This is a genomic window from Ensifer sp. ENS10 (genome assembly GCF_014852025.1).
GTDB lineage: Bacteria > Pseudomonadota > Alphaproteobacteria > Rhizobiales > Rhizobiaceae > Ensifer.
The window spans coordinates 90,847-105,784 of record NZ_JACVAS010000005.1 but is presented as its reverse complement, the minus strand read 5'-3'; the positions used below and the strand labels follow the sequence as shown (position 1 = coordinate 105,784).

The 14,938-nt window shown below is 56.3% G+C and carries 13 protein-coding genes; 12 read left to right on the top strand and 1 reads right to left on the bottom strand.

Features of this window, described 5'->3' with window-relative positions; translation table 11 throughout:
* Positions 1-126 precede the first annotated feature (126 nt).
* Positions 127-1,068: a MurR/RpiR family transcriptional regulator gene (locus IB265_RS18860; protein WP_244495518.1), complete on the bottom strand. Its 942-nt coding sequence runs from the start codon at positions 1,066-1,068 to the stop codon at positions 127-129.
* Between the two features lie 148 nt (positions 1,069-1,216).
* Between IB265_RS18860 and IB265_RS18855 the strand changes: the two genes are divergently transcribed.
* The 12 genes from IB265_RS18855 (at position 1,217) to IB265_RS18800 (ending at position 14,827) form a co-directional block, all read left to right on the top strand.
* Entirely contained in the window at positions 1,217-2,812 is a 1,596-nt protein-coding gene (locus IB265_RS18855) for a peptide ABC transporter substrate-binding protein (RefSeq protein WP_112996331.1), read from the top strand.
* 12 nt (positions 2,813-2,824) lie between these two features.
* On the top strand, positions 2,825-3,763 hold the full coding sequence (locus tag IB265_RS18850; RefSeq protein ID WP_057248336.1) for an ABC transporter permease: 939 nt from the start codon (positions 2,825-2,827) through the stop codon (positions 3,761-3,763).
* Positions 3,760-4,698, top strand: coding sequence for an ABC transporter permease (locus tag IB265_RS18845; protein ID WP_057248335.1), 939 nt, complete (start codon positions 3,760-3,762; stop codon positions 4,696-4,698). The genes IB265_RS18850 and IB265_RS18845 overlap by 4 nt, the downstream gene beginning before the upstream one ends.
* Positions 4,695-5,732, top strand: a complete 1,038-nt coding sequence (locus IB265_RS18840) for an ABC transporter ATP-binding protein (protein ID WP_057248334.1) — start codon at positions 4,695-4,697, stop codon at positions 5,730-5,732. Before IB265_RS18845 ends, IB265_RS18840 begins: the two co-directional genes overlap by 4 nt.
* Positions 5,725-6,726, top strand: a complete 1,002-nt coding sequence (locus IB265_RS18835; protein ID WP_244495517.1) for an ABC transporter ATP-binding protein — start codon at positions 5,725-5,727, stop codon at positions 6,724-6,726. The genes IB265_RS18840 and IB265_RS18835 overlap by 8 nt, the downstream gene beginning before the upstream one ends.
* Positions 6,727-6,908: 182 nt before the next feature.
* Complete coding sequence (locus IB265_RS18830; protein WP_057248332.1) at positions 6,909-7,733, top strand: creatininase family protein; 825 nt, start codon at positions 6,909-6,911, stop codon at positions 7,731-7,733.
* 261 nt (positions 7,734-7,994) lie between these two features.
* Positions 7,995-9,581, top strand: a complete 1,587-nt coding sequence (locus IB265_RS18825) for an ABC transporter substrate-binding protein (RefSeq protein ID WP_192495003.1) — start codon at positions 7,995-7,997, stop codon at positions 9,579-9,581.
* A gap of 8 nt (positions 9,582-9,589) precedes the next feature.
* A complete protein-coding gene (locus IB265_RS18820) occupies positions 9,590-10,516 on the top strand; it encodes an ABC transporter permease (protein WP_192495002.1) in 927 nt (308 codons plus the stop codon).
* Positions 10,513-11,367 (top strand): ABC transporter permease, encoded by an 855-nt coding sequence (locus IB265_RS18815; RefSeq protein ID WP_057248330.1) that lies wholly within the window; start codon positions 10,513-10,515, stop codon positions 11,365-11,367. Before IB265_RS18820 ends, IB265_RS18815 begins: the two co-directional genes overlap by 4 nt.
* On the top strand, positions 11,368-12,324 hold the full coding sequence (locus tag IB265_RS18810; RefSeq protein WP_113737323.1) for an ABC transporter ATP-binding protein: 957 nt from the start codon (positions 11,368-11,370) through the stop codon (positions 12,322-12,324).
* Positions 12,317-13,291 carry an ABC transporter ATP-binding protein gene (locus IB265_RS18805; RefSeq protein ID WP_057248328.1) on the top strand — a complete coding sequence of 325 codons (975 nt, stop codon included), beginning with the start codon at positions 12,317-12,319 and terminating at the stop codon, positions 13,289-13,291. Before IB265_RS18810 ends, IB265_RS18805 begins: the two co-directional genes overlap by 8 nt.
* Positions 13,292-13,345: 54 nt before the next feature.
* Positions 13,346-14,827, top strand: coding sequence for a M81 family metallopeptidase (locus tag IB265_RS18800; RefSeq protein WP_112996325.1), 1,482 nt, complete (start codon positions 13,346-13,348; stop codon positions 14,825-14,827).
* Positions 14,828-14,938: the final 111 nt, after the last annotated feature.

Here is a 14,938-nt window from a genome sequence, read left to right as displayed (position 1 = left end):
AGTACCTCAGGGCGGCCTTTGCCTCGCGTGGCGGCAGGCTAGTTCGGTGTAAGTTCGTGTCTTCCGGTCTTGGCTGTCAGTGCCAAGTTGGATTGCGACAGATTCTCAAATTCAGAAGTTCGCCGGTCATGATTTGGTATCCTGCCGGGCAGCTTCACCGACATATCCGATGAAATCGCCATGTAGGCGGGTTACAGCGTTGAGGCGTTCCTCCACTTGTGGGCCAAGCTCCTTGAATACCGAGTTAATCAGGAGGTTGCTCAGGTTCGCCATATGAGCCGTCGAATCCCAAAACATATCGAACTCCGTTCGCACGACGAACATTTCATCGGCAAGATCATGACCCCAATCGCAATAGGCATCAGTTATTAGCGTTAGCGGGATGCCGCGCGACTTCGCGCTCTTGGCCAATGATTCCGATAGCCGCGAGTATCTTCGCGCCTCAAAGATCACGAGCGCAGTCGATTTTTCTCCATTTAACAATGCCTCGGAGAAGTTGCCGCCGGCGATATCGACAAGATGCACGTTAGGCCGCAGATATTGGAGCTGATGGGCAAAGTAGTGTGCAAGACCCCGCTCCGTCTGGAAGCCTGCGATAAAGACCTGCCGGTCGCGAGCAATTTTTTTCACCGCGCGGGCCCACTGCTCTGTTCGCGCGAGTTCATAGATCCGAACGAGGCTGGCGATTTCTAACTCGAGCCCGCGTCCCGGTTCGTCTTCACCGGTTTTGTTTCGATCATGAAACTCCTTCAGGCGGTCACCGAGCAGCCAGGGACCTCCACCGATGTCATGCTGCAGGTCTTCCTTCAAAGCTTTGAAGTTCTGATAGCCCAAAGTACGGCAAAAGCGTCCCACAGTCGGTTCGCTCACACCTATCCGCTTCGAGATTGAGGCGGCGGTGTCAAACGGCAGTTCAGCGATGCTTGCCAGCATGAAAGTCGCTATTCGGCGCTCCGCCTTCGACCCCGTGACAAGATAATCATTTAAGCGTTGCTCTACCGTCTTCGCGGACATTTGAAGCCTTGATAGTTCCGTAATCGTGCCGTTCCGGTGAAAGGAAACTTTCATCCGAAAGCCGTTCTAACATTTCATATGCCCCGAATTGGAAGGGTGTCAAACTGAAATTTAAATTACAAAATACATATTGACTTTATAGAACTTACAAATAGCCTGTCGCAGAAAGTTCGATCTACGGGCTAAAAATAGGGGAACTAAAATGAGGAAAAAGGTCTTTCTGGCCTCGATGCTTGCTGCCTTGTCGTCGGCGGCTCCGACGTTTTCAACGCCGGCCGCTGCCGGCGAGGGCCAGACGTTCCGGATGATCGTCCAGGAGCCACGTTTCATGGACCCCAATCTGGTGGACGACGGTGGGGTTGCCATCCAGACCCAGCTCTTCGAGCCGCTCGCAAAGATTCAGAACGACGGCACGCTCGTTTATTTGCAAGCCAATTCGATCGAGCGATCCAGCGATGGTTTGACCTGGACCGTAAAGCTGAAGCCGGAGAATAAGTGGTCGAATGGCGAGCCCGTAACCGCCAAGGATTGGGAGTACTCTCTCAAGCGCATCCTGGATCCGAGCATCGCGAGCGGAAACGCGCAATTTTTGACGGAGATCAAGGGCGCCAAGGCGTACAACTCCGGCGAGACCAAAGACGCCTCGGCGGTCCATATCAAAGCCGTGGATGATTTCACGCTGGTTATCGAAACAGAACGAGTGGCGCCCTCATTCCTGGCGAAGCTTGCGCTCCCTTACATTACTCCAGTTCCGCAGGCCGTGGTGGCTCAATGGGGCGAGCGATGGACGCTTCCCGAACATATCGTTTCCAATGGACCATACAAACTTGTGGCCCGGGTAAACGATCAATCGATCGAAATGAACGTCAATTCCTTCTATGCCGGGAAGAAGCCGACAATTGACACAATCAGAATGACGGTCGCGTCGGGCGATATCTGCGAAGCGCAACTTCGAGCTTATGAAGCTGAGGAGATCGACTTCGCCACCTGCATTCCGATACAGGACATTCAGCGGGTTCGGCAGGACGCCACTCTCGCAAAAGAATTGATTACGAATCTTGATTCCGGAACCTGGTGGGTCCAGTACGATAATTCGCATGCTCCGTGGGACAACAAGGACGTGCGGCACGCATTGAGCCTGGCCATTGATAGGAACGCGCTGTCGTCAGTCATTAGCGATGGAACCGCGGCAGTGGCAAATACGATCGTTCCGCCAGGTATTCCTGGTGCAAACGAGGACGACGCCATCAAGGGAAATGTGGAGACTGCCCGCGAGCTTCTAGCCAAGGCTGGCTACCCGAACGGCGCCGGTTTCCCTCCATTCACCCTCACAGTACGTGATAGCGCTTCGCAGCCGATCGTAGCACAACTGCTGCAGCAGATGTGGTCGGAGAATCTCGGCATCAACGCCACGATCAACGTCATGGAGCTGAAGGCTTTCGCCGCTTGGGTGAACGCCCGCAAGAATGCGCCCTACGACATGATAACTGCTCTTTGGGTATCCGACTATGCGGATCCTGAAAATTGGTATGGCGATCTGATCACCGACGACTATCGCAACAGCCATTTCCGCAACGAGGACTTCGCGTCGCTCATCAAACAAGCGAAGGTAGCTACGGACGAAACTCAGAGGATTGAGACCTACCGGCAAGCAAACAAGATCTTCGAAGAGCAACAACCGATGAGCGCCCTTTATCGGGAAACGTCGCTCTGGCTTGTGAAGCCTTATGTCAAAAACCTTCGGCCCGACACTACTCTTAGACTCTATCCCATCCGCGATACGGAAATCGTTCGGTAGGCTGGGACAGACATGTTCTCCTTTATATTGAAGCGAGTGCTTGCCAGTATCCCAACTCTCTTGGTTGTTTACACGGTAACATTCGCGATAGCCCATCTCACGCCTGGCTCGCCATGGGACAGCGCGAGCGCAAATCGGCCGATGGAGCCAGCCGCGAAGGCTGCCCTGGATGCGAAATACAATCTGGATGCGCCGTTGCACATTCAGTACGTCGGTTATCTCTGGGGTGCCGTTCAAGGCGATCTTGGGCCGTCGTTTCGTGACCCCACGCAATCCGTCACCGATATCGTGAAGAAGTTTCTTCCGACGTCGCTTGCCCTCGGCTCAATGGCGATAGCCCTCGCCATCGTCATGGGGCTACTGCTTGGCGTCCTGGCGGCCCTGACACGTTCGAGAGCTCTGGAGACTGCTATACTGTTCTTCTGTACCTTCTGCGTGTCTCTACCAACCTACATCATCACTGCAGTGTTGATCGTAACGTTGGGCGTCGGACTTGGACTTGTTCCAACGTTTGGGTGGAAGGGGCTCTTTTCCACCTCGGCCATCGTTCCCGTGGTTTCCCTCGCTCTCGCTCCAATGGCGGCGATTGCCCGTTACTGTCGAAACTGTGTTCTGGAGGTCATGCACAAGGATTTTGTCCGTTCAGCTCGGGCGAAAGGAGTGAAACGAGGGCGCATCATCGCGGTTCATATACTGAGAAATGCCATTATTCCTGTCGTGACAGTTGCCGGTTCATACGCCTCCTCGGTACTCGTTGGTTCATTCTTCGTGGAATCCATCGCCGGCGTGCCTGGGTTCGGGCGGTACTTCGTGCTGGCGGTGTCGGCAAGAGACTATCCTGTCATCATTGCGACGACCCTCGTGTACGCGGTGATTGTGGTCCTCTGCAATCTGCTCGTCGACATCGCTCATTTCATAATCGACCCCCGAACCCGCGAGGACGTACGATGACGATAGTGCCATCTATCCAGCGGCGTGGTGTTTCACTGCTACCCACATCTATCCGCAGCAAGCCCGGTCTAGCCGTTGCCATAGCATTCCTGGTGCTGATCGTCGTTGTTGCTGCATCCGCTTCATTCCTGCCTTACGACGCGTATCGCCAGGATCTGCTTCACAGAAATTCGCCCCCCAGTTGGAACCACATACTCGGGACCGACGAGTTGGGACGTGACATGCTGGCTCGTCTTGCGATCGGAGCCCGTGTCTCACTGGTAGTTGCCGTGACATCCACCGTGGCGGCAGTTCTCATCGGCATCGCTGTCGGCGCTATCGCAGGATACAAGCGAGGCTGGATTGACAGTGTTTGCATGCGCTTCGTTGACAGCATGTACGCATTCCCCGACACGTTGTTTGCAATTCTGATCGCCGGAGTTGTGAAGGGGCAGTTGAGCCAGTCTTCCACTGACTTCTTTTCACCGATAACGGCGCTTTATAAAATGTCGGGAGGGCTGTTCGGCGTCTTCCTCACTTTGAGTTTTACCTCTTGGCTGGTTTGCGCCCGCATTGTACGCGCAGAGGTGATCATACTTCGATCGGCGGAATACGTTGCGGCCGCTCGATTGGCGGGTGCCTCAGACTTATTCGTAATGCGGCGCCACATTCTGCCGAACTGCCTGCCGGTGATTATCGTCGCCGCGACGTTTGTCGTGCCAAGTGCAATTCTGCTTGAAGCTGGCCTGAGCTTCCTGGGCGTTGGCGTCGATCCACCCACACCGAGCTGGGGAGCGATGATCGCGTCGGGCGTGAGGTCGATGCAGTCGTATCCGCATCTGCTCATAACGCCAGCGATAGCGGTGGGGCTCACCTTGCTGTCCATAAACGTCGTCGGCGACGCATTGCGCGAACACTTCGATCCTTCGTTCAGACGCGGCGGAGAGGCCTCATGAGTGAACTCCTGAAACAAATCGGCGAGACGACAAATAATGCCGGTGCTCGCCTGGGCGATACGATCCTCGAAGCTCGAGACCTGCATGTCATTTTTGGCACCGGTGTGCGGGCGGTGGATGGAATCAATCTCAAGATCTATCGCGGCGAAACGCTCGGGGTCGTGGGGGAGAGCGGTTGTGGCAAATCCACCCTTGGGCGCACATTGTGCATGCTCGAGGCCCCGACTGGCGGAAGCGTTGCGCTTAATGGCCTGCCCATCAGCGATATGAAAGGGAGCAGCTTGCGTGAGGCCAGGAAGAGCCTGCAAATGGTGTTCCAGGACCCGTACAGCAGCCTTGATCCAAGGCAGCGGGCGGGCGAGATCATTGGGGAGCCACTCCTTCTGGCCGGCGTCGACAAAAAGCAGCGGCAGTCGCGGGTGAATGAACTGCTTGATCTCGTTTCGATCGGAGCGTCCGGGTATGCGAAGTTTCCTCGTGAGTTCAGCGGCGGGCAGCGGCAGCGAATTGGGATTGCCCGGTCACTCGCCGCAAACCCCGAAATTATAATCTGCGACGAGCCCGTCAGTGCGCTCGATGTGTCCGTTCAGGCTCAGATCGTCAATTTGCTTGTATCGTTGCAGCGCAAGCTAAACCTGACCTACGTGTTCATATCCCACGACTTGGCGGTCGTTCGGCAGATGGCGGACCGGGTTGCGGTCATGTACCTTGGTCGAATTGTCGAGCTAGCGGATGCGGATAAGATATTTGCAGCTCCGCGTCATCCCTACACAGCAGCCTTGCTGTCTGCGGTGCCGAGAATGCCGACATCTTCAGCCAAGCGCAAACCGATCTCACTGCCGGGCGATCCTCCTTCTCCGATGCATTTGCCACCCGGCTGTCGGTTCCAAGCGCGATGCTGGCTCAGGCAAAAGCTCGGTTCACCGGACGTATGCTCCGCCGTCGACCCGATGTTGTCGGGCACGGGTGACCACCAGGCGGCCTGTCACTTTCAAGAACATGTCGACGCACAGCGCGGAGCCCAGAATGCTTAATCAAATCAGACATTCTGCCGATCATGATGCGATATTGTCAGTTGAGAATCTGTCGATAGACATTGAAAGCAAGCGCGGTGTGCTTCATGTCGTGCGCGGTGTTTCCTTCCACGTCAATGCAGGTGACCGGATTGGTGTTGTAGGAGAGTCGGGATGCGGGAAGTCAACTCTGGCTCTCGCCATCATGAGACTGCTCGCTCCGGGGGCGGCTCCCGTCGGTGGTAGCATTCAGTTTCTTGGAACCGATCTGCTCGCGCTGTCGGAAACGGAGATGCGCCGACTGCGCGGCAACGAGATTGGAATGGTTTTTCAGGACCCTGCGGCGAGCCTGAACCCGATGATGACCGCAGGGCGCCAAGTCGGCGAGACAATCGAGGCCCATAAGGGCGTCTCGAGAAAGATCTCGGCCAGCGCGGCGGTCGACATGATGCGCTCCGTCAAGATTCCTGAGCCAGCCGTCCGCGCCGGCCAGTATCCGCACCAGTTTTCCGGGGGCATGCGTCAGCGTATTGTCATCGCGATGGGAACTGCGAACACGCCCAAATTGATCATAGCCGACGAGCCGACCACGGCTCTCGATGTCACTGTTCAAGCGCAGGTCATCGAGCTCCTCGAAAAGATGAACACCGATACCGGTTCGTCGATTGTCTTCATTTCTCACAATATCGCCCTGGTGTCGGAGTTTTGCTCCCGGGTGGTAGTCATGTACGCCGGGCGTATAGTCGAAGAAGGTTCAACATCGGACATCTTTTCGAGACCGTATCATCCCTACACTTCGGCGCTCATAAAATCGGTTCCTCCGCTTGATGAACGTCTTGCGGACGGATTGGTCCCGATCGAAGGGCGGCCGCCAAACTTGGCGAGCAAGCAAGTTGGATGCGCCTTTGCGGCTAGGTGCAGTTCTAAAATCGAGAAGTGCACACAGAGCAGTCCGCCCCTTGTGGCGATGGGGCCCCGAAAGGTTGCATGCTGGGTGACTGGGGCACACTCGTAACTGACTTACATGGGGTGGTGACCTCCCGAGACGTCCGGGTCCCCGACCGCGACTGCCTATAGGAATGGTGTTCGGCGCAGCACGCGTCCGTTCTCCCTGTATCCCGCGCGCGCTCGATCTGGCCCGACGCAGGGTGCACGCATCGCAGCCGGCAAACTTGTTTATCTTTGGAGGGGTATTGAATGATTGAAGTCGAATGGACGTGCATGACTGCCCCGGATCTGCGGGCAATCGCGATGCAGAAAAACGCGCTCGCAATCCTTCCCATAGGTTCCCTGGAGCAACACGGACCGCATCTCCCCGTTGTTACTGATACAGCGAGCGCGTCGGAAGCGGCCATTCGGGCCGCGCGGCGGGTGGCCGCTGAGACTGCTGTCGCAGTATTGCCGGGGCTGTGGCTTGGAATGAGCGAGCACCACATTCCCTTCGGTGGCACGATCTCGGTCGACTATGAGACAATGAACAAGGTCCTGCGGTGTATCGTGCGCTCGCTGAAGGCACTGGGCTTCGCTCGGCTGATGATCGTAAATGGGCATGGAGGTAACGTTGAGCCGCTCGCCGTCTCGGTGCGAGAGCTGGCGGTCGAATTTGAGATCCCGATTGTTTCTTGTCTGCCCTGGGGATTGGCGCGAGAGGAAGCTTTGAAGATTTTTGAAGTCGATAAGCGCTCTCAGCACGCTTGCGAGGGTGAAGCGTCCGTCATGCTGGCGATTACTCCTGAAACGGTTCGTTCAGATCGTTTCGAGCAAGCGTTCGCGGAGCAAACCCATCCATTGAACCCACAACTCGGCGGCACGCGATTCTACTCCTTTGCCGAGTATGCTCCGGTCTCAGGAACATGGGGAGATCCTCGCAGCGCGACGGCGGAGAAGGGCGAGCGCTTCCTGGATCTGCAGGCATCAGAACTGGTGAAGCTCATCCAGCTTCCAACGCTGTGGACCAAACCTGATCCAGTGTGGACCCCGGGGCGCGGCTTACAATCCACTGAAGGAAGGCCGGGTAAATAGCGGACCAATTCGTCCTCCTTTACCGAAAGAGGATCCGCGACGATCCCTAAGGAACCCGGCTGCGAAAAAGGTCATCATTGCCGACTGCCTCTGCGCGCGTTGAGCGGGCTCGAATGGAAGTCCGTTTCATTGATTTGATATCTTTCTGTCATATTTATGTTGACGACAGAAAAATATCATCTTATCGATTGCAGAACAAAAATCACAATAAACGCGAGTCTAGTGCGGAATATTAGTATTTTAGAGCTTTGTGGAGGACTCATGAATCGCCGCGAACTGTTAATATCTTCGTCAATTCTTGCTATCGCCTCAACATCTTTGTTTTCTAATGTTGCCATAGCAGCTGCATCTCCGTCGGAAGCTACAATCGTACTATCTAGCGACGAGAATGGCGCACCACATTTGGATCCGATCCGAGCAACCTTGCTGAGCGTCACTGCCGGATTGATCTATGATCGGCTTATCGCGATGTCCAACGATCATACATTTCACCCGCATCTGGCGGAGTCATGGGACGAGAGCGAAGACGGGCTGAATTGGACATTCGTGCTGAAGAAGAACGTCCGTTTCCATGACGGAGAGCTCTTTAATGCCGACACTGTCGTCTGGTGGATCTCGAAATTCGAAGGTAGCGCGAACCAGCATGTGAGCAGCGCGATTGATCGTGTTGTCGTGGTGGATGAGCACAATGTTCGTTTCGAAATGAAGCGACCGGATCCCAATCTCCTCTATAATCTCGCCTCATACTTTATGGGGATCCCGTCACCCAAGGCCTATGAGGCCGCTGCAGGGAATTTCGGGGTGATCGAAGCCGTAGGGACAGGTCCGTACAAGCTGGAGAGCTTTGCTGTCGGGCAGGAGACGGTCCTTGTCGCCAACGAGGAGTATGCATGGGGCAGTGAGCTGTCCGAAAACAAGGGGGTGCCGGAGATCAAGCGGCTGGTTCTCCGTGAAATTCAAGATTCATCGGCAACCTTTTTGGAAATGGACACCGGCGGCGCGGACGTATTGATGGGCGTGCCCACCGAGTTCGTGCCGCGTCTTGCTTTGAACGCCGACGTCGAGCTCCGGAACATGCCCGCGACCGGTGTCTCCTACCTCCAGTTCAACACAAGCAGCGCGCCGTTCTCTGACCGGCTAGTGCGGCAGGCTATTGCGCACGCCGTAGATCAGGAGCCTATTCTCAAGGCCGTGTTCAGCGGATCAGGCGCCACGGCCCATCAATTTCTTGTTTCATCGCTCGAAGAGTCGAAGGTTCAACCTGAGTTTTTGATCCGCAAGGATACCGAGAAAGCCAAGCAGCTTCTCGACCAGGCCGGTTGGTTGCTTGGGTCTGATGGCATCCGAACGAAAAACGGCCAGCCGCTGAAAGTGCGCCTCTGGTCGGCTTCCGAAACCGCCTACAAACGTATGGCGGAGATTGTTCAGGCGCAGCTGAAGCCCGTCGGGGTGATAGCCGAAGTTGCCCTTTTTGACAGCGCCAGTCTTCGGGACGCTTTGCGAAAGGGTGACCATCAGTTGGTGATCAGCCACTACGATTGGGACAACGCCGATATTCTTGATTGGTGCTTCAGCGCAAAGAATATCCCGCATCCGAACAGTTCGCGTTGGGATAATCCGCGTTCCGAAAAACTGCGTGAGGACGCCATGAGCGGCGCTCATAATTGGCGCGAGCGCGTGGCTAAGTACAAGGAATATCATGAGAACTTGCTTGAAAATTTCGTATTCGTCCCCCTGCACGAATTCGAAAAGACGGTCGCTGTTAATCGCAGCAGGTTAGCCATACCGGAACGGATCCGCGAGACGACCGTTGGCAGCGCTACGCTGCTGGACACAAGGTGGCAGTAAGATTGGCGATGTCATCCTTCATCTTACGACGCCTCCTTGCCGTCATCCCGACCTTCTTCGTTGTTTCCCTCACGGTCTTTCTCCTGATCCACCTCGTGCCTGGAGATCCGATCGACAGTCTTATGCGTGCCGGGTCTTCGCCGGCTTTGCGCGAGCAGATGGCCGCGAAGTACGGATTGGATAGAAGCCTTTTCGAGCAATACATCATCTGGATGGGTAAGGTCCTGACACTGGATTTCGGGACGTCGATCATTCAGGGGCGACCCGTCGCCGCGTTGATTGCCCAGAACCTCCCCTCAAGCCTCACTCTGGGCGGTACGGCATTTCTGTTTTCCTCCCTTGCCGGGATTGCGGCGGGCGTGCTGGCGGCGAAATACTACGGAACTCGCATCGATAGCAGTATCACGTCCGGTATTCTGCTCGGGTCGACCATACCCAGTTTCTGGCTTGCTTTGCTGCTAATCCTCGTATTCGCGGTTTGGTTGGGTTGGGTGCCCGTGTCGGGCGCACGGGGTTGGTCTTCACTGGTGCTTCCTGTCATTGCGACCGGCCTGGGCGGCGTAGCCCTTGTTGCCCGGGTCACGAAAGTCTCGATGATCGAGATCGGCCGGCAGGATTTCGTTACGCTGCTACGCGCGAAGGGCGTTTCCGAGAGCCGCATCAGGCTGCAGCACATCCTCCGTCATGCGCTCGTTCCAGTCATTTCCATTCTCGGGTTACGGATAGGTTGGATTCTGGGCGGCGCCATCACGGTCGAAGTCGTGTTCGCTCGTCCTGGGTTGGGTTCGTTGCTAATTCGCGCGCTCAACCAGCGGGACTACCCACTTGTCCAGGGGTGCCTCCTGACGCTGTCCATGGCGGTCATTCTTGGAACGATAATCGGAGACATCGCGCAAGCTGCAATGGATCCGCGACAGCGTGAGGCTTCGAAATGACGACTATTGTTTCTGAGAGCCGGCGTTTGCGGTTGCCAGTCTCCGTGCCGGCGGTAGTAGCAGGACTGTTTATCGTTCTGCTCGTGGTATCTGCGGTGCTCGCGCCGACGATCGCACCCTATGCCTACGACGCGCAGAATATTGAGGTCATGAACGAGGCCCCGTCGTTCGCTCATTTCTTCGGCACTGACGAATTCGGCCGCGATGTGTTGTCCCGAATAATTGTCGGCGCTCAGACCTCATTGTCCGTGAGCGTGACGGCAGTCGGCTTTTCGGTGTTGACCGGATTGGTGCTGGGCTCAGTTTGCGGATATTTTGGTGGACTTGTCGATCGCATATTGATGACGGTGATCGATCTGACGTGGTCGTTTCCTGAGATCCTTATCGCACTCATGCTCGTAGCCGTGGTCGGCGCTGGATTGCACGGTGTGATTATTGCGGTCGCAATCGCCTACCTTGCGCAATTCACGCGGCTGACCCGGACCCAGGTCATCCAACTCAAGAAGGAAGCCTACATTGATGCGGCGGTGAATCTTGGGGCAAGCGACTTCCATATTCTGTTCCGGCACCTCCTTCCCAATGCTCTAGCTCCTGTTCTCGTCGCAGCGATGCTGGCAACCGGTGACGCCATCATCCTCGAAGCCACCTTGGGCTTTTTCGGACTTGGAGCGCAGCCGCCGACGCCAAGCTGGGGGGCGATGATGAGCTCGGGCACGGCGCAGCTGTTCGTCGCTCCCTGGGTCATCATAATTCCGGGTTGTGCCGTGGCGCTGACGGTCATCGCGCTGAACATTGTGGGCGATGCATTGATTGATTCATTGGATTTTCGCAACAAGGCCAGGGAGGGATAGATGTTGCTTTCCGTGGAGAAGTTGCGAATAGCGTTTGGCTCCTTTGCCCCGGTGAAGGACGTCACTATCAGTGTCGACCGCGGAGAAATCCTGGGCCTCGTCGGCGAGTCAGGGTCCGGGAAATCGCTTACCGCTACCGCTTTAATGGGACTGCTGGGATACGTGAATGGCCATGTCGCCGGAGGGCGCATCCTGTTTGACGGCGAGGATCTTACCGGCTTACCGGAAGAACACATGCGCCGCCTGCGTGGTAGGCGTATTGGTCTCATTACGCAAAATCCGATGACTTCGCTGGATCCTATGATCCGTGTGGGCAAGCAGATCGAGCAAGCTGCAAGGATTCATATGGGGCTGGATGGGAAGGCCGCGTACAGAAAAGCCGTCGATCTTATGAGGGATGTGCGGATCCCGGATCCGCAACGTGTTCACACCTTGTATCCACATCAGCTGTCCGGTGGCATGAAACAGCGGATAGTTATCGCAATGGCTCTGGCGGGCGAGCCAGATTTGTTGATCGCGGACGAACCCACGACCGCCCTGGACGCAACAGTCCAGGCACAGATCATCCGGAATCTCGTCGAGTTGGTGAAGATTCGCGGGCTTGCTATGATCTTGATCACTCATGACATGGGCGTCGTTGCCCAGACCTGCGATCATGTTGCCGTAATGTACTGCGGGCGGATCGTTGAGCGTGCATCCGTGGGCTCGATGTTTGCGGAGGCCGCGCATCCCTACACGCAAGCGCTCATCGGCTGCATTCCGAGAAACGGCATGCGCCCGGGCACGCTGGTCGGAATTCCGGGAATGGTACCAAGCACCGCGGCATTGCCGTCGGGATGTAGTTTTCATCCGCGTTGCAGCAAAGCTCACACGATCTGCCACGAATGTGTACCGGAGTTTCGCCAATTCGGTCGCCATGTTGGCGTGGCTTGTCATCTGGCGGGGCAATATGAGTGAAATAGTCTCCGTTAAAAATCTAAGCAGGCGTTTCGCAACCAAGCGCTTCTTCCGAAAGCAGGAAGTTTTCTCTGCCGTACGCGATGTAAGCTTCAGCGTTGTTCGGGGTGAGATTGTCGGCGTCGTCGGAGAGTCTGGCTGCGGTAAATCAACGCTGGCCCGGCTAATCCTGAGGCTGCTGGAGCCAAGCGCCGGCGAGATTGCTTTCGAGGGAAGGGATCTGGCCTCATTCTCAAAGCGTGAGATGAGGCGCCTGCGTCAGAAGATGCAAATGGTCTTCCAGGATCCGTATTCCTCCATCGATCCGCGTTTCACCGTTCAGAACGCCTTGCTTGAGCCGTACAGGGTTCAGGGGCTGTCTCCAGGTGCTGCGGACAAGCGTGTTGCGGAGCTCCTGAACATGGTCGGGTTGGACGCGTCCTTGGCCCGCCGGTATCCGCATCAGCTCTCCGGCGGCCAAAAGCAGCGGGTGGGTATTGCCCGTGCACTCGCGCTGAACCCTTCGTTGATAGTGCTCGACGAGCCCACTGCCTCTCTCGACGTTTCCGTGCAGGCGCAGGTTATTAATCTGCTCGATGGGCTGCGCAACGATCTCAATCTGACCTATGTTTTCATATCGCATGACCTGAATTTGGTGCGTTACTTCTGCGACCGAACGATCGTCATGTACGCAGGCCAGATCGTGGAAGTTTTGCCAAAGGGTGTCCCACCCGCCCATCCATATACCCGCATGCTCATGAGTAGCATGTTTGAGCCTGATCCAAGCAATCGGCGTGAGATTTCAAGTTTAACCGGCGAAGCGCCGAGCGGTTACAACCTACCGCGTGGCTGTTCATTCGCAGCACGTTGTGCGCAGGCGACGGAAATGTGTGGCCGCGATGATCCTGTGTTGCAGTTATTCGATGAAGACCATCAAGTTGCTTGTCACTACTTCCGTGAAGCCAACAAGGAGTTCGTGGGAGCTTAGCGGAGCGGAATTGTAGCAGCAGACATCACACCTGTTCTGAAGGAGAAGAACACAATGAGCTATTGTGTCCTGACGGCCGAGTTCGCCCATGAAACAAATACCTTCAACATTAGGAAGACCGATCTCGACGCATTCGTCGCCCATGGCCTCTATGAAGGTGCCGCGGCGATCGAGGCGCGTGGCGACGCCAACACTGAACTCGCCGGCTTCCTGGATCGAAGCCGCGAGTATGGTTGGGACGTCGTGCACACGATCAGTACGGATGCCGAGCCTGCGGGTCCTGTCACCCGAGTTGCCTTCGATCATATTGCCGGCAAGATCGTTGATAAGGCAAAAGAGCTCGGGAGTGGTCTGGATGGCATCCTGCTCGGCCTTCATGGCGCGATGGTCACCGAGTTCTCGGAAGACGGCGAGGGCGAGCTGCTGGAGCGTTTGAGGCAAATACTCCCGCGCCGAATTCCGATCGCCGTCACTCTGGATCCACATGCGAATGTGACCGCCAAAATGTGCGAGCACGCCGATATCCTCATGTCGTTCAAAACTTATCCTCACGTCGACATGCGCGAGACAGCTCGTCACGCGGCGGATTTATTGCAGCAAGCAATGGCAGGCGTAGTCACGCCGAAGACCCTCCTCGTGCGGTGCCCAATGCTGGAAGAAGCCAATGCCGGGCGTACCGACATGGGGCCAATGATCGAGTGGATTGCCGAAGCAAGACGACACGAAAAAACGCCCGGAGCGCTGGCGGCCAGCATCAATGGCGCTTTTCCGAACGCTGACATAGCTGAAGTGGGGCCCACCATCCTGGTGACATACGAAGGTGACCTCGCGCCGCACCAGGCCTTTGCTGAGCGCATTGCCGAAGAAATGTGGAGCAACCGGGCCAACATCCTCAACACGTTTCATACGCCGGCAGAAGCCGCGCAGTTAGCCTCGGACTACGAGGGCGAGCAGCCGCTCATCATTGCTGAGTATGCGGACAACCCAGGAGCTGGAGCGTACGGTGATGCGACGGCTCTCCTAGACGCTTTGCTGAGCGCGAAGGTCGCTGATGCATGCTTCGGGCCGATGGTGGATCCCGAAGCGGCGCGGATCCTGTCGCAGATGAACATTGGCGATAGCGCGTCAATTTTTCTTGGCGGAAAATCGGATGCCCGGTTTGGTGGCGCGCCGCTCGAGGTGAATGCAAAAGTCTTGCACCTCAGCGACGGAAAACTGATAGGGACCGGCGCACAACTCGGTGGACTCGAATTTTCGTTCGGACCAACCGCCGTCATCCAGATCGATGGAATCGTCGTACTTGTGGTGACTGAACGCTCACAATTGCGCGACCAACAGCAATTCCGAGCTTTTGGCATCGAGCCGACAGCGTATCGGGTGATCGTCGTCAAATCCATGCAGCACTTTCGCGCCGATTTCGAACAGATTGCTGGCCGGATTATCGTCTGCGACAGCGGGGCACTCTGCACCATGGACTACTCAAAGATACCTTATCGGAATGTGCCTCGCCCAATCTACCCGCTCGACGCGTTCTGAGGACGTTCCCACGACCAGGGCTAAGCTGCGGCTGAGGCGCTGTCCTGGACCGAGTTCTCCGAAGAGCCTCTGGAAATTGTTAGCAGCCTTGGTCTTGGCGCGAACTCTCCC